Source organism: Acidovorax sp. LjRoot66 (assembly GCF_964253305.1).
GTDB lineage: Bacteria > Pseudomonadota > Gammaproteobacteria > Burkholderiales > Burkholderiaceae_C > Acidovorax.
The window spans coordinates 39,101-55,042 of record NZ_CAXUQU020000001.1; the positions used below are offsets into that span (position 1 = coordinate 39,101).

Here is a 15,942-nt window from a genome sequence, read left to right on the forward strand (position 1 = left end):
CTGTATACCAAGCCTGTGGCGCGACACATCCTTCCCCCACGGAGAGAGACAAGCACCATGTTCCCCAAGAATGCCTGGTACGTCGCCTGCACCCCCGACGAGATTGCCGACAAGCCCCTGGGCCGCACCATCTGCGGCGAGAAGATGGTCTTCTACCGCCCGGCACCCGACCAGGTCGCGGCGCTCGACGACTTCTGCCCCCACCGCGGCGCGCCCCTGTCGCTGGGCACGGTCTGCGAGGGCCAATTGATGTGCGGCTACCACGGCCTGCGCGTGGGCTGCGACGGCAAGGCCGTTTCGATGCCGGGCCAGCGCGTGCAGGGCTTTCCACGCACGCGCAGCTTTCCGGTGGTCGAGCGCTACGGCTTCATCTGGGTCTGGCCCGGCGATGCCGCCCAGGCCGACCCCGCCAAGATCCACCACCTCGCGTGGGCCGAGAACCCCGAGTGGGCCTATGGCGGCGGGCTGTACCACATTGCCTGCGACTACCGGCTGATGGTCGACAACCTGATGGACCTGACGCACGAGACCTATGTGCACTCCAACAGCATCGGCCAGAAGGAGATCGACGAGGTGCCGTGCAAGACCCGCGTCGAGGGCGACGAGGTCATCACCAGCCGTTTCATGGAGGGCATCCAGGCGCCCCCGTTCTGGCAGATGGCGCTGCGCATGAACGGCCTGCCCGACGACCAGCCCGTGGACCGCTGGCAGATCTGCCACTTCACACCACCGAGCCACGTGCTGATCGAGGTGGGCGTGGCGCTCGCCGGCCACGGCGGCTACGAAGCCCCGGCGGACAAGAAGGCGTCGAGCATCGTCGTGGACTTCATCACGCCCGAGACCGAGACCTCGATCCACTACTTCTGGGGCATGGCGCGCCACTTCAAGCCCGATGACCCGGCCCTCACCGCGCAGATCCGCGAAGGCCAGGGCAAGATCTTTTCCGAGGACCGCGAGATGCTGGAGTTGCAGCAACTGAACCTGCTGCGCCACCCCGAGCGCAAGCTGCTCATGCTCAACATCGACGCAGGCGGCGTGCAGTCGCGCAAGGTGATCGACCGCACCCTGGCGGCGGAGCACGCAGCATGACGACCGCGCAGGAAACGCTGCAGGTGCGCGTGGTGCGCAAGCAGGCCGAGGCCGAGGGCATCGCCAGCTTCGAACTGGCCCGCACCGATGGTGCGCCGCTGCCCGCCTTCAGCGCGGGCTCGCACATCGACGTTCACGTGCCGGGCGGGATCACACGCCAGTATTCGCTGTGCAACAGCGCGAGCGAACAGCACCGCTACCGCATCGCCGTGCTGCGCGACGCGGCCTCGCGTGGCGGCTCTGCCGGCATGCACGACGCCGTGCACGAAGGTGACGTGATCACCATCAGCACGCCGCGCAACCATTTCGAACTGCACCCGGCGCAGCGCACGCTGCTGCTGGCGGGTGGCATCGGTGTGACACCGCTCTTGTGCATGGCAGAACGCCTGGCCAACAACGGCGCCGACTTCACGCTGCACTACTGCACCCGTTCATTGGCACGCACGGCGTTCACCGAGGAGATTGCAGCATCCGCCATGGCGCCCCACGTGCAGGTGCACACCGACGAGGGCGGGCCCGAGCAGAAGCTCGACCTCATGGCCGTGCTGGCGGACGTCGCACCGCACGCGCGCCTCTACGTCTGCGGCCCCGCCGGCTTCATCGACCATGTGGTGAACACCGCCAAGAACCTGGGCTGGCCGGCGGACCGCATTCACCTCGAATACTTCGGTGCACCGGCACAAGACACCTCGGGCGACGGCGAGTTCGAGGTGCGCATCGCCAGCACCGGCAGCACCTACACCATACCGGCCGATATCTCCATCGTCGATGCGCTGCGCCCCCAGGGCGTGGACATCATGACCTCGTGCGAACAGGGTGTGTGCGGCACCTGCCTCACGCGCGTGCTCGAAGGCGAGGTGGACCACCGCGACATGTACCTCACCGACGAGGAGAAGGCGTCGAACGAGCAGTGCATGCCCTGCTGCTCACGGGCCAAGGGCAAGCTGCTGGTGCTGGATCTCTAGAAGCTACTCAGCTTCGGCCGTGCGGATGGTGTCGCGGCCATGGCGGTCCTTGGCCCGTCCCAGATCGGTGTCGAGCGCGCGCGCCAGCTTGTCGGTGGCGCCGATGAAGGCGTTGGCCATCTTGTCGGCCTCGTCCGTCACCGTCACCGGCTGGCGGCCGGTCACGCGCGCCTCGATACGGCAGCGCTTGTCCTTGGCCCCCGATTTACCGGCATCGACGTCGGACAGGAACACTTCCAGCCGCGTGACATGGTCCTGGAAGCGCGCCAGCCGGGTCTTGGCTTCGTCTGTCACCCATTGGGCCAGGGATTCGCTGCCGTTGATGTGGTCGTCGGTGTTGACTTGTACTTGCATGCAGGGCTCCTTGGGGTGGTTGCGAGAAAAAGGCGGCGGCGACAGACCGCAGCCATGGCCCCATGGTGGCACCAAAGGCGCCACAGCGCGAATCGGCTGGGTAAGAACCTGTGAGACACAGGTTCTTACAACTTATCCAGCGCAACGGCGGTTGGCCAGGGTGCGCCCGCAGGCAGTGCCGCCGCTTCGGTCACGCGGGTCCGCAGGCGCAGGGCAGCCGGGTCGCCGGGGCAGCGCTGCAGCAGTTGGTCGAGATGTGCCGCAGCCGCAAACGCATCACCCGCCTGGAAGGCATCCAGGGCCGCTGCGGACAATGTGCAGGCCTCGCTGTCGGCACAGAGCGTGAAGACGCGAACCGGTTCGGCCCGCCCCTTGACGATGACCTCGTCCAGCACGCGCACGGGCAGGGTGGCCGGCAGTTGCCGCGCCGTGGCCTGCGACAGCAGGATGCCCGTGCCGAAGGCCTTGTTCGCGCCCTCCAGGCGCGCCGCAAGGTTCACCGCATCGCCGATCACCGTGTACGAAAAGCGCTGCTGCGAGCCCACGTTGCCCACCACCACCCGACCGGTGTGCAAGCCGATGCGCATTTGCAGCGGCGGCAGGCCGCGCCCGCGCAGACCGGCCACCAGCGGCTCCATGGCCTGCTGCATGTCCAGGGCCGCGTGCACCGCATGCTCGGCATGCTGCGCATCGTCGAGCGGCGCACCCCAGAAGGCCATCACGGCGTCGCCGATGAACTTGTCCACCGTGCCGCCGCTGGCGTGGATGATGGGCGTCATGGCGTCGAAGTAGCCGGAGAGCAGTTCCACCGTCTGCTCGGCGCTGAGCTGTTCCGACAGGGTGGTGAAGTTGGCCAGGTCGGTGAACATGATGGTCACCTCACGCACCTCGCCGCCCAGGCGCATGAGTTCGGGCTCAGCCACCAGGCGTGCCACCACCTCGGGCGGCACATACTGGGCGAACATGGCCCGGGTCTGCTGGGCCCGCTGGCGCACCGTGGCGTAGATCACCAGTGCGGTGGCGCCCGTCAACCCCAGGGCCGCGGCCATGGGCATCAACGGCGGCCACCACAGCCGTGCGTGGGCGAACAACAGCCACGAGGCGAGCGCCATGGCCGCCACCAGGGCCGCCATCAGCACGACCGCCCAGCCCGTGTGCAGGCGTCGACCGGCCAGGATCACCAGCGGCACCATCAGCAGGAGCAGCACGGGAGTCCAGTGCCCTGGCGCACTGCGCAGGCCATCGCCTGCCAGCAGGTTGTCCACCTGCGTGGCCTGCAGTTCCACACCGGGAAACAGGCGATCACCCCCAGCAGAACCGAAGGGCGAGTTGAACATGTCGGCACGCCGGCTCTCCAGGTCGGAGGCGCTCAGCGCAGAGCGCCCCACCAGCACGATCTTGTCCTTGAAGAAGCCGGGCGGCAGCAGCCCCGGCTCCAGTGCCTGGTAGTACGAGCGCGTGTCGAAGCTGCCGCGCGGGCCGCGGTAGGCCAGCCACTCGGCCGATCGCAGGTCTTTGGCCCCCACGCCCGCAACGCGCCGCGCCATGTGCATGGCCAGGCTGTCCTCGTCGCCAAACGCACGGCGTACCACAAAGTCGTCGTCCGGCTGTACCAGCGAACTGCCCGCCTGGCCACCCGCGGCCAGCAGCCGCTGCAGCGGCGGCACCTCGGTCCACAGCGTGGCATTGCCGCTGTCGATCTTCTCGCGCGCCGAGGCCAGCACCACCGGCGCGGCCGTGGCCACCGCACGCTCCAGCGCAGCGTCCTCCTCCTCACCGCTCGGGTCGGCGAACACCACGTCCATGCCGATCACCGCCGCACCATCGGCATGCACGCGCTCGATCAGGCGTGCGTGCAGGCTGCGTGGAAAAGGCCAGTGCTGCTGCAGCTCCTGGAAGCTGGGCTCGTCGATCGCAAGGATCACCACCGGATAGGCGCTCCGCTGGGGCGCCGAGAGCGCCGTGAGCACGTCGAAGGTCTTGAACTCCAGCGCGTGCCAGGGCCGGGTGAACGTGGCAGCCCAGGCCAGCAGCAGCACCAGCGCGCTGGCCGCCAGCGCCAGCACCGATTCGCGCCAGAAGCCCCTAGAAGCGGTAGCGCGCATCGATCACGTACCGGACCGTCTGGCGCGGTGTCCGGTCTCCGAACAGGTTCAGCACCCCGGCGCCCACCACCCAGTGCTTGTCCTGCGTTTCCCAGTAGCCCGCGATGTCCAGGTTCCAGCCCGGCGGGCGGCGCGTGAGGTTCTGCTTGTCCTCGAAGCGCTCGGACCGGTAGACCGCCCGGGCGCTCAGGTACACACGCTGCGCGCTGGCCCAGGTAGCCCCGATCACCGCCGTGTGGCGCGGTATGTAGGGGATGCGCAGGTCGCGCACCAGGCTGTTGCTGGTGCTGTCCAGGTACTGGCTGCGGCTGTGCTGGAACAGGTACTTGGCATAGCCCGACCACTGGCGGCTGAACATGCGGTTCACGCCCGCGCCCAGGGCCTGCAGGCTGCCCTCCTCGAATCCCGGGGTGCCTTCGAGCACATCGGTGGTCGACAGGTTGATCATTTGCGCGTTGCGCATCTCCTCCAGGAAAGGCATGCTGGGCGTGCGCAGGTCCACCCCGATCACGCCGGGGTTGCGCACGCGCAGGTGGTCGGCGCGCAGGCTCACGAAGGTGCGCTCGTCGACCTCCATGCCCAGCTGCGCCACCGTGCGCCGATGGCGGCCACCGGCCTCCACCAAGCGGTCTTCGACCGGAATGCCGGCCGTCTCCACGCTGGTGAGCGTGGACGCACTCAGCGGGCGCAGCCAGTCCTGGTAGGCCATGCGCAGCGTGCTGCCCACCGCCGGGGTGAACACCAGGCCCACGCGCGGGGTGGCCACCCGCTGCGTGTCCGCGCGGCGCGCCTGGCTCGATTCGCTGACGTCCCGCACCAGCAGGCCCACCGCATTGCCCCCGCGCACCCGGTGGCGGATCTGCTGCAGCCCCAGCGCACCATCGAGCAGCAGGTCCGGCGTGAACTGCTGGCTGCCGGCCAGGGTCAGACCGGTGTAGCGCCGGTCGATCTCGTTGACGCCGGCAAACACCATGATGTCGGGGGCCACGGCGCTGTCCCGGCGGATCAGGGGGCCGTAGCCGCTGACTTCGCTGGATTGTTTTTCCGCCACATGCTCCAGCGTCACGCTCAGGCGCTGGCCGGGCTGCGGGTCCACCGTGTGGCGCAGCTGCAGATCGGTGAAGGCCTTGTCGGGCGAGGCCTTGAGGCCCATGAGGGCCGCCAGCGGCTGGAACAGAAACAGGGTGGGGTAGTTCTCGGAGCGCGTGTGCTCCGTGCTGCGCCCCAGCTTGAGCCAGGTCTGCTGCACCGGGCTCCAGCGGTAGGACAGCCCCGCCATCCCCAGGCGCACCCGGCTGCTTCCGGTGGTCTGCAGCACGTCGGACCCATCGCCCCAGAGGTCAAGCCGGTTGCGCCCCTGCAGCGACACGTCGAACTGGTTGGCATACACGAACAGGTTCAGGCGCTCGGTGGGCTGCATGCCCAGGCCCAGCGTCAGCACGTCGGCCCCCACGTCCGCGCCGCCCGTGGAGTCGTGAAACGCCGGTACGTTGAACACCCCCACATCGATCGGAAAGCGCTTGCCGCGGGCGTTCTGCGCCTTGAAGAACCAGGACACCGGCACCTGGCTGTTGTCCATGCCATTGAGCGTGAGCGAGGGCGCGCGCATGCGGTAGAACTCGCGGTCCAGCATCATGCCCAGCGCCCCATGGCTGCCTGGCCGCTGAAGCAGCGAGGAATGCAGCTGGCTGGCGCCAAAAGCCATGGGGTCGGTCAGAAAGCCCTGGAACAGGGCCGAGTTCTTGTTGAACTCGCCACGGTAGCGGTCTGCCAGGAACAGGTGGCTGCCGCCCCAGTACGGCGAAAAGCTCTTTTGCGCCAGCTCTAGCGCCCAGTCCTCCATGCCGAAGAAGGCCAGCGAGGCGCCCAGGTTGGCGCTGCCCTTCTGGTCATTGGCCACCTGGTTGAGCGACTTGAGGTAGGGCATGCGCTGCACGGCCGCGCGGGCGGACTCGACGGCATCGCCGGGCTGGAACAGATCGGTCTGGATCTGCGCCAGCAGCAGGTAGGGCAAGGGGTCCTTGTCGTCGAGGGCACTGGCCTGGCGCAGCGTGGCCAGCGCATCGGGCGTGCGTCCGAGCTGGTAGTAAGCCACCGCCGTCCAGACCTTGGCACGCGCATAGCGCGGCTCCATCACGCCGGCGCGCAGGAAGTCGCCGAGCGCGGCCTGCGGCCGGCCCTGCTTGAGGTGCATCAGCCCCTGCCCGGTGAGCGCCACATAGTCGGCAGGGTTGTCGCGCAGGGCGACTTCAAACGCCTGCCCTGCCTCGGTGAACTGGTTGACAAAGGTTTCGAGCGTGCCCCGCTCGCCCTGCGCCCCCGGCGTCTGCGCATCGAGTGCCAGCGCCTGGCCCAGTGCCTTGCGTGCAGGGCCGGTCTCCTCGCGCTCCACATGTGCGCTGCCCAGACCCTGCCAGACCCGTGCGTCGCCGGGCATGCGCGCCGTGGCCTCGGTGTAGGCCGCAATGGCCGCCGGCCCATTGCCCTGGCGGCGGGCCAGCTCGGCGCGCACCAGCGCCAGGCCCCCGTCGCTTGCGTCGCTGGTTTCCGCCAGCGTGGCCTGCGCCTCTTCGACCCTGTCAGTGAGCAATTGCACGCGCGCCAACTGGGCCACCAGGGCCGGATGGGCAGGCCAATGCTGCGTGAGCGCCGTGCGCAGGGTGTTCACGGCCGCAGGTCCATCGCCGTCGAGCAGTTGCAGATCCGACTGCATGAGCCAGGCGGCCAGCACGGGCGGCTGGCCCGCGCCGTCGACCTGCTGCGCAAGCCGGGCGCGGGCGGTCTGCAGGTCACCCGCCTGCAGCGCCACGGCGGACTCCATGGCGGCTGCCCAGACGGCGGGCACCTGGCTGCGCACCTGGGCCAATGCGGCGGCTGCAGCGGCCGCATCGCGGGCAGCCAGTGCGCGCCGCACCGGGTCCAGCGCGGCAGGCATGCCACCATCGGTATGGCCCTGCGCCGCGAGCGAAGGCAGCGGATCGGCGCGCAGCGCATTCACCCACTGGATGCGGTCGCGCGGCTGGCTCAGCACCATCTTCACCGGGGCCTGGCCCACATCGGCGTAGGCGGCCTCGTTGGCGGCCACCGACACCTGACCCTGGGCGTTGCCGAACTCCACCGTGCCCGAGAGCACGGTGATCAGCGTGCGACCATCGCCAGCGACCTCGATGTCCCAGTCTGTGCCACGGATCGCGGCCGTGGCGGCGGGCGTTTCCAGCGTGAGGCGGCTGCCGTCGGCGCGGCGCGTCTGCGTCCAGGCCCGGCCGGCGCTGAGCATCAGCGTGGTCATGGGCTGCGCAGGCGTGGCCACCGCCTTGACCTGCAGCACCGTGTTCTGGTGCAGGCGCAACTGGGTGTCGTCGGCAAACAGCAGGGCCATGCGTGCGGCTTCGCGCGTGCGCACGAAGTCGCCGGGCGCCAGCGCCTGGGCCTGGCGTGCCGGCTTCCAATCCGGCGTGGCCGCAGCGCGCTGGTCGCCCGGGCCTTGCAGGCCCACGATCTCGGCCGCCGCACCCGGCGGCACGGCGGCATGGCTCGGGGGCCAGGCCAGGGCCAGGAACATGGTGAGCGCGGAAAGCTGCATCGAGGGGTGGCGCATGGAGGTGCCTTGTTTTCCTATGGGGCGGGCAGCGGCCGACGCAGGTGCGGCCACGAACGGGCAGGCCGCAGCCCGTCACACCCGGTTACCGAAATTATCGGGAACGCGGACGGGCCGCAGCACACCAGGCACCAACGGCAACCCGCCATTTCATGAAGAAAGCCACATTTCATAGCACCGGGTGGCGCAGCCACAGGCGTGCACGGCCCTTTCCTACAGACGGCGCAGGGTGCGGGTGCTACAACGTAAATACCTATTGCCTTGCATGCGCAGCCTCTGGTGCACATGCCTATGGAGCCCCCACCCATGCCCGCCGCCCCCCGCCTCAAGATTGGCCTGTCCGCCTGTTTCCAGCATGCCGACCCCACCCGTTCCCTGTTCACCAACAAGACCCTGCAGTATGTGGAGCAGTCCATCGCGCACTGGCTGATGTCGGCCGGGGCCATGGTGGTGATGGTGCCCTGCCCCACGGGCGAAACAGCACGCGGCGACGTGACGCTGGCCCACTATGCCGACTGGCTCGATGGCGTGGTGATGCACGGCGGCGCGGACGTGTGGCCGGGCAACTACGGCGAGGAGCCGCTGCGGGAAGAATGGGTGGGCGACCGCGTGCGCGACCTGTACGATCTGGCCGTGGTCAAGGCGTTTGCCGAAGTGCGCAAGCCCATCTTCGGCGTCTGCCGGGGCCTGCAATTGATCAACGTGGCCTTCGGCGGTGCGCTGTACCAGGACATCGAGTTCCAGCACCCCGGCGCCCAGCAGCACCGCAACGCCACCACCTACGACCAGCATTTCCACGACATCGAAATCGTGCCCGGCACGCGCCTGGCGCAGCTCTATCCAGAAAAGCCCCGGGCACGCGTCAACAGTATCCACCACCAGGGCATCAAGCGCGTGGCGCCGGACTTCGAGGTGGAGGCCCTGAGCGAACCGGATGGCGTGCCCGAAGCCATTCGCCTCAAGCCTGCCCCCGGGCGCGGCTACATCGCCGCCACGCAATGGCACCCCGAGTTCCACAAGGTGGGCTCCGATACGCTGGACGACACCGCCATCCTCGAGGATTTTCTCACTGCATGCACCAAGGCCAAGGCGCAAGCGCCGGCGGAGCCCCATGCCTCGCCCTTGCGTGACCGCGCCACCCGGCTACTGCGGCGGGCGCTGCGCAAGGACCGGCAGAAGGCCGGGGAGCAATGATGGCGGGGCTGCGCCACTGGCCGCTAAAAAAATAGCAAAAGCGCCCAATTGTTCTCACCTGGCGATGCCTGCGGACCGCCGGCATCTTCTGCCGCAGCCCAACATCCTGGATACTTGGCGCCTGTTGAGCCCCTATCCAGCGAGAAGCGAGCCCGCACCATGAGTATCTTCGACCGCCTTCTGGGCGGTATGCGCAAGACGACGGACCGTCCAGACGCCCCCCCCGCACGTGCCGCAGACCCCCTGGAGCGGCGCAAGCACAGGCGTGTCAATGCGCGAAAAGGCACCAGGGTGCTGATCATCGACGACTCGCCGACCGTGGTCGCCGTCCTGCGCAAGACGCTGCTCTCGGCAGGCTATGAAACGCGCGAGGCGCTGGATGCAGAGAAGGGCCTGGCCCTGATCGCCGAGGAACCACCCGACCTGGTCTTTCTCGACATCATCCTCCCGGGCATGAACGGGTTCAATGCACTGCGCACCATTCGCAGGCTGCCTGCCTCGCAGCACATCCCGGTGATCATGATCAGCGGCAACGAGCACGCCACCGAGCAGTTCTATGCCAATCGGATCGGCGCTGACGATTTCATGAAAAAGCCGTTCTCGCGCCATGAGATCTTCGCCCGCATCGAGGCCTTGCTTGACGCGCAGCTCATTCCCCGGCGCAGTGGTGGCGCGCCGGGCGGTGCCGCCACAGACGTGCCGCCCGCCCCGTTCTGATCCCCCAGCAGCCCTGAGCGACCCCGCTTTGCTCTGACCGTTCTGACAGCCGCCGCAGCCGACCCACAACCCCAGGCTGATCAACGCCCACACATCACACGTTCGCCGCCCTTCGAGGAACAGCAGCGCGTGCGCCTCCAAAGTGCCTTCGCACCCACCTGGGTAAAAAAAAGCTGGACGCTCGGCCAATAACGGGGCAAGGTGCTCTCGTAGCTTCGGCAGACGGTCCCGGTCACAACGGGTCTCCTCTGCTTTTCTTCCGGCTTTGAGAGGAGGACACCATGCGAGCAACCGAGCGAAATCGACCGAGGCGACACCCGATGGAGAGCCTGCGCCCATCCCCTGCCAGCGCGTGCGCACCCCACCGAAAGCGTTACGCAGCGGCACTGGCCCTGGCGGCCGGCATGCTGGCATGGCCGACGCTGGCAGGCACACTCACCGGCACGCTGCAGTCGCAGATTCAGCTCACGGCGGGCTGCGTGATCGCGGGGAGCTCCGGCAACGCCTCCGGCGTGAACTTCGGCCTGCTGGACTTCGGCACCAGGCCCAGCACCTTCACGGGCATCGTCAACGCCACGGCCTCCGGCGGCGAGAGCGTCTCGGGCCCCACGCAGATCGTGTGCTCACCCGATGTGCTGGGGATCAGCATCCTGGTGGGCCCGGGCTCCTACGCTGGCCAGGGGGGCTCCATCGGCGCCGGCAGCCGCGCCATGCGCAACGGTAGCACGGCGGCCTACATCCCGTATGACGTGTTCCGCGACCCGGCGCACAGCCAAGCCTATCCGACCGGAGCGGCGATCACGGGGATCACGGTGCCAGCCAATGGCGTGCCCTTTGCGCTGCCCATCTATGGCCAGATCAACAAGTCAGACCCCTCGGCGCTGCCGGCGGGCATGTACACGGATACGCTGCAGATCACGCTGACCTACTGATCTCCGGGCGCCGGACCACCGGTCGCAACCACCAGGAGACAGAGGCAGCAGGGGAATGGGTGTGCGAAGAGCGCGGGAGCGCCAATGAGGATTTGCATTCAATCGTATGACCAGGCGGGAGCCGCAGACAGTGCTGTAGCACGGCAAGGCGAACCAACGACGTTAGACGGTTGAAGGCAAATCCGCATCACACCACAGGCCGTGGCGGGCGGCCGAGGGAGCATCATCCATGGTTCAAGAAATGCATGCGCGTGCAGGAAGAGGCTCGCGCGCCAGAAGCCAGGCCAGCCCGCAGGTGGCCATCGTGCTGCCGTTGCTGTGCACGTCACTGGCAGCGATGGCCGCGACGGCGCCCACCAGCCCCTCCTTTGCGGTGAACGCCTCCGTCGTGAGCGGCTGCATCGTGTCCGGCAACTCCTCGCAGGTGACGGGCGTGCCCTTCGGCTCGGTCAACTTCGGCACGCACTCCGCGGTCAGCACCGGCACGGTCACCGCCATGGCCAGCAACGACATGGGGATGCAGGCCCAACTGGTGTGCACGGCCGGCACGGCGGCGCAGGTCAGCGTGAACGGTGGGCTGAACCTGCAGGGCGCACAGCGCCGCCTGTCCAACGGGGCCGGCCAGTTCATCCCGTACACGCTGTCGCTGGTGGCCGGCACGGTGACCGCCCTGGCGCCCAAGGTGGCAGTCGGCATCACCATGGGCACAACACCGACGGCCCTGCCCATCCGGGGCAATCTGGTCCTGCCCGGCTCCGCCGCCATGGCCGGCACCTATGTGGACACGGTGCAGGTGACCGTGACATGGTGAGCACGCACCACCTCACGGCTTTCCCTTCTGCCGTCGCCTGGCTGCGCACCGCGCGCTGCATGGCCTTCGCGCTCGCTGCCTGCGCTGGCTGGGCGCATGCAGCCACCCCGCTGATGATCTGGCCGGTCGATCCCGTGATCACCGAGGAACAGCAGGCCGTGGCCGTCTGGCTGGAAAACCGCGGCACCGCCGCCGTCTCTCTGCAGGTCCGGGTACTGGACTGGAGCCAGACCGATGGCGAGGAATTCTTCTCGGCGCAAAAGGACGTGGTGGCCAGCCCGCCCATCAGCCTGGTGCCGGCCGGCAAACGGCAGATGGTGCGACTGATCGCCGCCCGGCGCCCACCCACGGGCCTGGAGGATGCCTACCGGGTGGTGATCGACGAGCTGCCCGCCCCCGGCGACCCGGCGCAAATGCCTGCAGGCGCGGAAACCGGCATGGGCATCCGCCTGAACGTGCGCTACGCCATCCCGTTGTTCGTCTATGGCGAGGGCGCGCAGCCGTTTCGGCCGACCAAGCCCCTGCTGGCTGGCGGCAAGGGCAAGCCCTTGCCGCCCTCCCTGACTTGGCAGGCCACGAAGCAGGGCAACCGGCACCAGCTCGTGGTGCGAAACCAGGGGGCGGGCCACGCCCGCCTGACCTCCGTGCAATGGAATGCCGGCAGCCGGGGCGCCATCTCCATCAATGAAGGACTCATGGGCTATGTGCTGCCAGGCAGCCAGATGCAGTGGGAGCTGGAGGCGCCACCGCCGGCCAACCCGGAGCTCAAGGCCACGATCAACGGGGTTGAAACCCTGGTTCCCCGTGCACCGCGATGAACGCCCTGGCTTCTTGGCCCGCGCGGGCCGCGCCCTGGTGCTCGGTGCCTTCCTTCCTGCGCAGCTTTCTGCGGGCACTTATCCGCCGCCGCCCTCGGCGCCGGATGCAGCCGCGCAACCCGTGGTGCTGTACCTCGATGTCGAGGTCAACGGCCAGGCGTCCGGGGCGCTGGTGGAAGTGCTGCAGCGCGGCCCCCATTTCGAGATCGAAGCGCAGACCTTGCGCCAGATGCATGTGCAAAACGGCCAGCCCGCGGGCGCCCGGGTCGCGGTGGATGCGCTGCCCGGCGTCACGGCCGACTACGACGCCCTGGGCCAGCGGCTGCGCCTGTCCGTGCCCGCACAGTGGCTTCCCATGCAGCGCCTGGCCGACGAGACGCCCGAGGAAACACCCACCAGCGTCACCGGCAGCGGCATGCTGTTCAACTATGACCTCTACACGAGCCACTCGCGCGCGCAGTCGCTCACCTCGCTGTGGTCCGAACAACGCTACTTCAATCCCCGCGGCGTAGCCTCCAACACCGGCATCGTCCGCCTGCATTCCAGCGGCGCAAGCCGCGGCTACATACGCTACGACACGCGCTGGACGAGCGTGGACAACGCCAGGGCCACGGAGACCACCTACGGAGACCTGGTGACGGACTCGCTGCCCTGGACCACCTCCGTGCGCATGGCCGGCGTGCAGTGGGCGCGCAACTTCGGCGTGCGCCCCGACCTCATCACCTATCCCCTGCCCGAGTTCGCCGGCCAGGCCGCCCTGCCTTCGGCCGTGGACCTGTTCGTCAACGGCTTCAAGGCCGCCAGCCACCGCGTGGCCCCCGGGCCGTTCACGCTGGGCGAGCTTCCTGTGGTCAGCGGTGCCGGCACGGCCTCGGTAGTGACCACCGACGCCCTTGGGCGTCAGGTCCAGACAACCATTCCGTTCTATGTGAACCGGGAGCTGCTGCGCCCCGGCTGGACGGACTACTCCCTCTCGTTGGGCACCTTGCGCAGGGCCTATGGGCTGCGCAGCTTTGCCTATGGCCGGCCGATTGCCGCAGGCGTGTACCGCCAGGGCCTGTCGGACCGCGTCACCCTGGAAGCCCAGGCGCAGTTGGGCAAGGGGCTTGGCGTGGTGGGCATCGGCGGCATGGCCGGCCTGGGCATGCTGGGCATCGCCAATGCCTCCCTGACACGCGGCACCACGGCGCGCTCTGGCAGTGGCTGGCAGTATTCCGCAGGCTGGCAATACCATACGCCGCGCGCAGGCTTCTCCTACCAGCAGACCGGCCGCGACGCGCGCTTCGGCGACGCCAGCACCTATGCCGACGACGGCTACCAGCTGTCCCTGCGATCACGCCAGTTGAGCGTGAGCTGGAACCTGGGCACGGGCTCGGTCACGGGGGGCTGGCTGGACATGCGCAATGCCAGGAACGAGCGCAACCGCCTGGCGTTCGCCAGCTACAACCTGCCGATCGCAGGCAACACCTTCCTCTCGGTCACGGCGGGGCGTACGGTGGAAACCCGGGAAAACCAGTTGCGGCTGCAGCTCACCTATTTCCTGGGCGACCGCTCTACGGCCCAACTGGCCACGTCGAAGAACCGCGAATCCACCCAGACCTATGCCAGCTACCAGCGCACCATGCCCACCGAAGGCGGCTATGGCTGGAACGTGGCGCAGACGCTCTCGGGCGGCCCCCAGCGCTACAGCCAGGCCGCTCTGCAGTACCGCAACAGCACGCTGAGTGTGGAGGGTGGGGTCAGTGCCAGCCCTGGCCAGACCATGCAGTGGGGCACGCTGTCGGGCTCGCTGGGCAGCATCGACGGGCACCTGTTCGCGGCCAACCGCGTGTACGACAGCTTCGCGCTCGTCTCTACCCAGGGCATGCCCGACGTGCCCATCCTGTACGAGAACCAGTTGGCCGGCCACACCAACGCCCAGGGCTACCTGCTGGTGCCCAGCGTACCCGCCTACTACCCGGGGCGCTACGCGGTGGACCCGCTCACCCTGCCGGCCGACGTGCACATTCCGGCGCTGGAGCGGCGCATGTCCGTCTCGCGCAATGCCGGCATGCTGGTGGAGCTGCCGGTGCTCAAGCTGCGCACGGCCACCATCACGCTGGTGGATGCGCAGGGCACGCCCATGAAGGCCGGCAGCGCCGTGCTCCACACGCCGGGCAACATGCAGACCGTGGTGGGCTGGGATGGCGTGGTCTACCTCACCGTGCTGCGGCCCCGGAACGCCCTGCAGGTGCGCACCCCCGAGGGCGAGCTTTGCAAGGCCGACTTTTCCGAAGCGGCGTATGCGTCATCGCGTGACCTGATCGTCCGCTGCCTGCCCACCACCCCGCGCCCCCAGGAAGGAGCTGTGCGATGACAACCCTCTACACCCTGCTGCAGCGCTGGCGCAGCCTGTGGGCCTGCCTGGTGCTGGCCTCATGCCCGGTGCAGGTATTGGCCATTTGCGCCGCTACCGAGACCAGCGGTGCGCTGGGCACCCACCCTTCGCAGCGGGTGCGCAGCGGCTCACCCATCACCACCACGGCAGACTTCAAGCTCGGCTGCGGATCGGTGGTGCTGGCGCTGTTTGCCACGCCTACGCTCAAGGCCAAGATCACCACCGCCACCTCCGGCCTCACGCTGAAGAACACGCTGAACAGCGCCATCACCATTCCCTACCAAATCAGCCCGGTGGGCGGCGGTACCTTCACCTCCGGGCTGTTGATACTTGACCTCAATGGCATCAACGCGGTTTCGCTGCTGAGCAACAACAGCGCCACCATCGGCATCAAGATCAGCACGCTGGCGGGCGCCAACGTGCCGGCAGGCACCTACACGGACAGCATCACCGTCAACTGGACCTATGCGAACATCTGCGAAGGCATTGCCGTGGGCTCTGCCTGCGTGGGCAACGTGCGCAACGGCAATGAGGATCGCACCCTGACCGTGACCCTGGTGGTCATCAACGATTGCACCATCACGGCGCCGGACATCCAGTTCGGTTCGGCGCCCCTGCCCAGCGGATTCAGCGCCGTCTCGCAGAGTATTTCCCTGCTGTGCACCAAGGGCATGACCTACTCGGTGGGGCTGGACATGGGCGGCCAAGCCAATGGCACACGGCGGCAGATGGCCAGTGGCAGCAACCGGCTGCAATACAACATCTTCAAGCCCGATACCAGTGTCTGGGGCAGCGTCGGCACGGCGCGTGCTGCGGGCCTGGGCATGGCCGACGGCCTGACCCTGCAGGTGATGCCCTACACCGCGAGCGTCTATGCGGACCAGCCGAACGTGCCCGTGGGCACCTACACCGACAGCGTAAAGGTGGACGTGGAGTTCTGAACGGCACCGCCGGGCAACGCCCAATACCCCTGCACTGGTCA

Annotated in this window: 12 protein-coding genes; 9 read left to right on the top strand and 3 right to left on the bottom strand. The window is 68.2% G+C overall.

The window, feature by feature from the left end; all coding sequences use genetic code 11:
- Positions 1-57: 57 nt before the first annotated feature.
- Both ACSQ3Y_RS00210 and ACSQ3Y_RS00215 read left to right on the top strand, forming a co-directional pair.
- A complete protein-coding gene (locus ACSQ3Y_RS00210; RefSeq protein ID WP_436176049.1) occupies positions 58-1,089 on the top strand; it encodes a Rieske 2Fe-2S domain-containing protein in 1,032 nt (343 codons plus the stop codon).
- Positions 1,086-2,054: a PDR/VanB family oxidoreductase gene (locus ACSQ3Y_RS00215; protein ID WP_436176050.1), complete on the top strand. Its 969-nt coding sequence runs from the start codon at positions 1,086-1,088 to the stop codon at positions 2,052-2,054. The genes ACSQ3Y_RS00210 and ACSQ3Y_RS00215 overlap by 4 nt, the downstream gene beginning before the upstream one ends.
- A 3-nt stretch (positions 2,055-2,057) precedes the next feature.
- Here the strand turns inward: ACSQ3Y_RS00215 and ACSQ3Y_RS00220 are convergent, their stop codons facing one another.
- From ACSQ3Y_RS00220 to ACSQ3Y_RS00230, 3 genes are all read right to left on the bottom strand, one after another.
- Positions 2,058-2,408, bottom strand: coding sequence for an HPF/RaiA family ribosome-associated protein (locus tag ACSQ3Y_RS00220; protein WP_057200711.1), 351 nt, complete (start codon positions 2,406-2,408; stop codon positions 2,058-2,060).
- A 125-nt stretch (positions 2,409-2,533) separates the two neighbouring features.
- Entirely contained in the window at positions 2,534-4,513 is a 1,980-nt protein-coding gene (locus ACSQ3Y_RS00225) for a CHASE2 domain-containing protein (protein WP_436176051.1), read from the bottom strand.
- A complete protein-coding gene (locus ACSQ3Y_RS00230) occupies positions 4,494-8,111 on the bottom strand; it encodes a TonB-dependent receptor domain-containing protein (protein WP_436176052.1) in 3,618 nt (1,205 codons plus the stop codon). Before ACSQ3Y_RS00230 ends, ACSQ3Y_RS00225 begins: the two co-directional genes overlap by 20 nt.
- A gap of 306 nt (positions 8,112-8,417) precedes the next feature.
- On the opposite strand from ACSQ3Y_RS00230, the gene ACSQ3Y_RS00235 reads away from it, so the two are divergent.
- The 7 genes from ACSQ3Y_RS00235 (at position 8,418) to ACSQ3Y_RS00265 (ending at position 15,901) form a co-directional block, all read left to right on the top strand.
- Positions 8,418-9,305, top strand: coding sequence for a gamma-glutamyl-gamma-aminobutyrate hydrolase family protein (locus ACSQ3Y_RS00235; RefSeq protein ID WP_157412373.1), 888 nt, complete (start codon positions 8,418-8,420; stop codon positions 9,303-9,305).
- A gap of 291 nt (positions 9,306-9,596) precedes the next feature.
- Positions 9,597-10,022, top strand: coding sequence for a response regulator (locus ACSQ3Y_RS00240; RefSeq protein WP_235514307.1), 426 nt, complete (start codon positions 9,597-9,599; stop codon positions 10,020-10,022).
- A 320-nt stretch (positions 10,023-10,342) separates the two neighbouring features.
- A complete protein-coding gene (locus tag ACSQ3Y_RS00245; protein ID WP_436176053.1) occupies positions 10,343-10,954 on the top strand; it encodes a Csu type fimbrial protein in 612 nt (203 codons plus the stop codon).
- A 229-nt stretch (positions 10,955-11,183) separates the two neighbouring features.
- Complete coding sequence (locus tag ACSQ3Y_RS00250) at positions 11,184-11,765, top strand: spore coat protein U domain-containing protein (protein WP_436176054.1); 582 nt, start codon at positions 11,184-11,186, stop codon at positions 11,763-11,765.
- Positions 11,759-12,583 carry a fimbrial biogenesis chaperone gene (locus ACSQ3Y_RS00255; protein ID WP_057200705.1) on the top strand — a complete coding sequence of 275 codons (825 nt, stop codon included), beginning with the start codon at positions 11,759-11,761 and terminating at the stop codon, positions 12,581-12,583. Before ACSQ3Y_RS00250 ends, ACSQ3Y_RS00255 begins: the two co-directional genes overlap by 7 nt.
- Complete coding sequence (locus tag ACSQ3Y_RS00260; protein WP_436176055.1) at positions 12,552-14,939, top strand: fimbria/pilus outer membrane usher protein; 2,388 nt, start codon at positions 12,552-12,554, stop codon at positions 14,937-14,939. Before ACSQ3Y_RS00255 ends, ACSQ3Y_RS00260 begins: the two co-directional genes overlap by 32 nt.
- Complete coding sequence (locus ACSQ3Y_RS00265; RefSeq protein ID WP_428003159.1) at positions 14,936-15,901, top strand: Csu type fimbrial protein; 966 nt, start codon at positions 14,936-14,938, stop codon at positions 15,899-15,901. Before ACSQ3Y_RS00260 ends, ACSQ3Y_RS00265 begins: the two co-directional genes overlap by 4 nt.
- Positions 15,902-15,942: the final 41 nt, after the last annotated feature.

Coding starts and splice junctions, on each gene's coding strand:
- ACSQ3Y_RS00210 (WP_436176049.1), top strand. CDS start 58: ATGTTCCCCAAGAATGCCTGGTACGTCGCCTGCACCCCCGACGAGATT.
- ACSQ3Y_RS00215 (WP_436176050.1), top strand. CDS start 1,086: ATGACGACCGCGCAGGAAACGCTGCAGGTGCGCGTGGTGCGCAAGCAG.
- ACSQ3Y_RS00220 (WP_057200711.1), bottom strand. CDS start 2,408: ATGCAAGTACAAGTCAACACCGACGACCACATCAACGGCAGCGAATCC.
- ACSQ3Y_RS00225 (WP_436176051.1), bottom strand. CDS start 4,513: ATGCGCGCTACCGCTTCTAGGGGCTTCTGGCGCGAATCGGTGCTGGCG.
- ACSQ3Y_RS00230 (WP_436176052.1), bottom strand. CDS start 8,111: ATGCGCCACCCCTCGATGCAGCTTTCCGCGCTCACCATGTTCCTGGCC.
- ACSQ3Y_RS00235 (WP_157412373.1), top strand. CDS start 8,418: ATGCCCGCCGCCCCCCGCCTCAAGATTGGCCTGTCCGCCTGTTTCCAG.
- ACSQ3Y_RS00245 (WP_436176053.1), top strand. CDS start 10,343: ATGGAGAGCCTGCGCCCATCCCCTGCCAGCGCGTGCGCACCCCACCGA.
- ACSQ3Y_RS00250 (WP_436176054.1), top strand. CDS start 11,184: ATGGTTCAAGAAATGCATGCGCGTGCAGGAAGAGGCTCGCGCGCCAGA.
- ACSQ3Y_RS00255 (WP_057200705.1), top strand. CDS start 11,759: ATGGTGAGCACGCACCACCTCACGGCTTTCCCTTCTGCCGTCGCCTGG.
- ACSQ3Y_RS00265 (WP_428003159.1), top strand. CDS start 14,936: ATGACAACCCTCTACACCCTGCTGCAGCGCTGGCGCAGCCTGTGGGCC.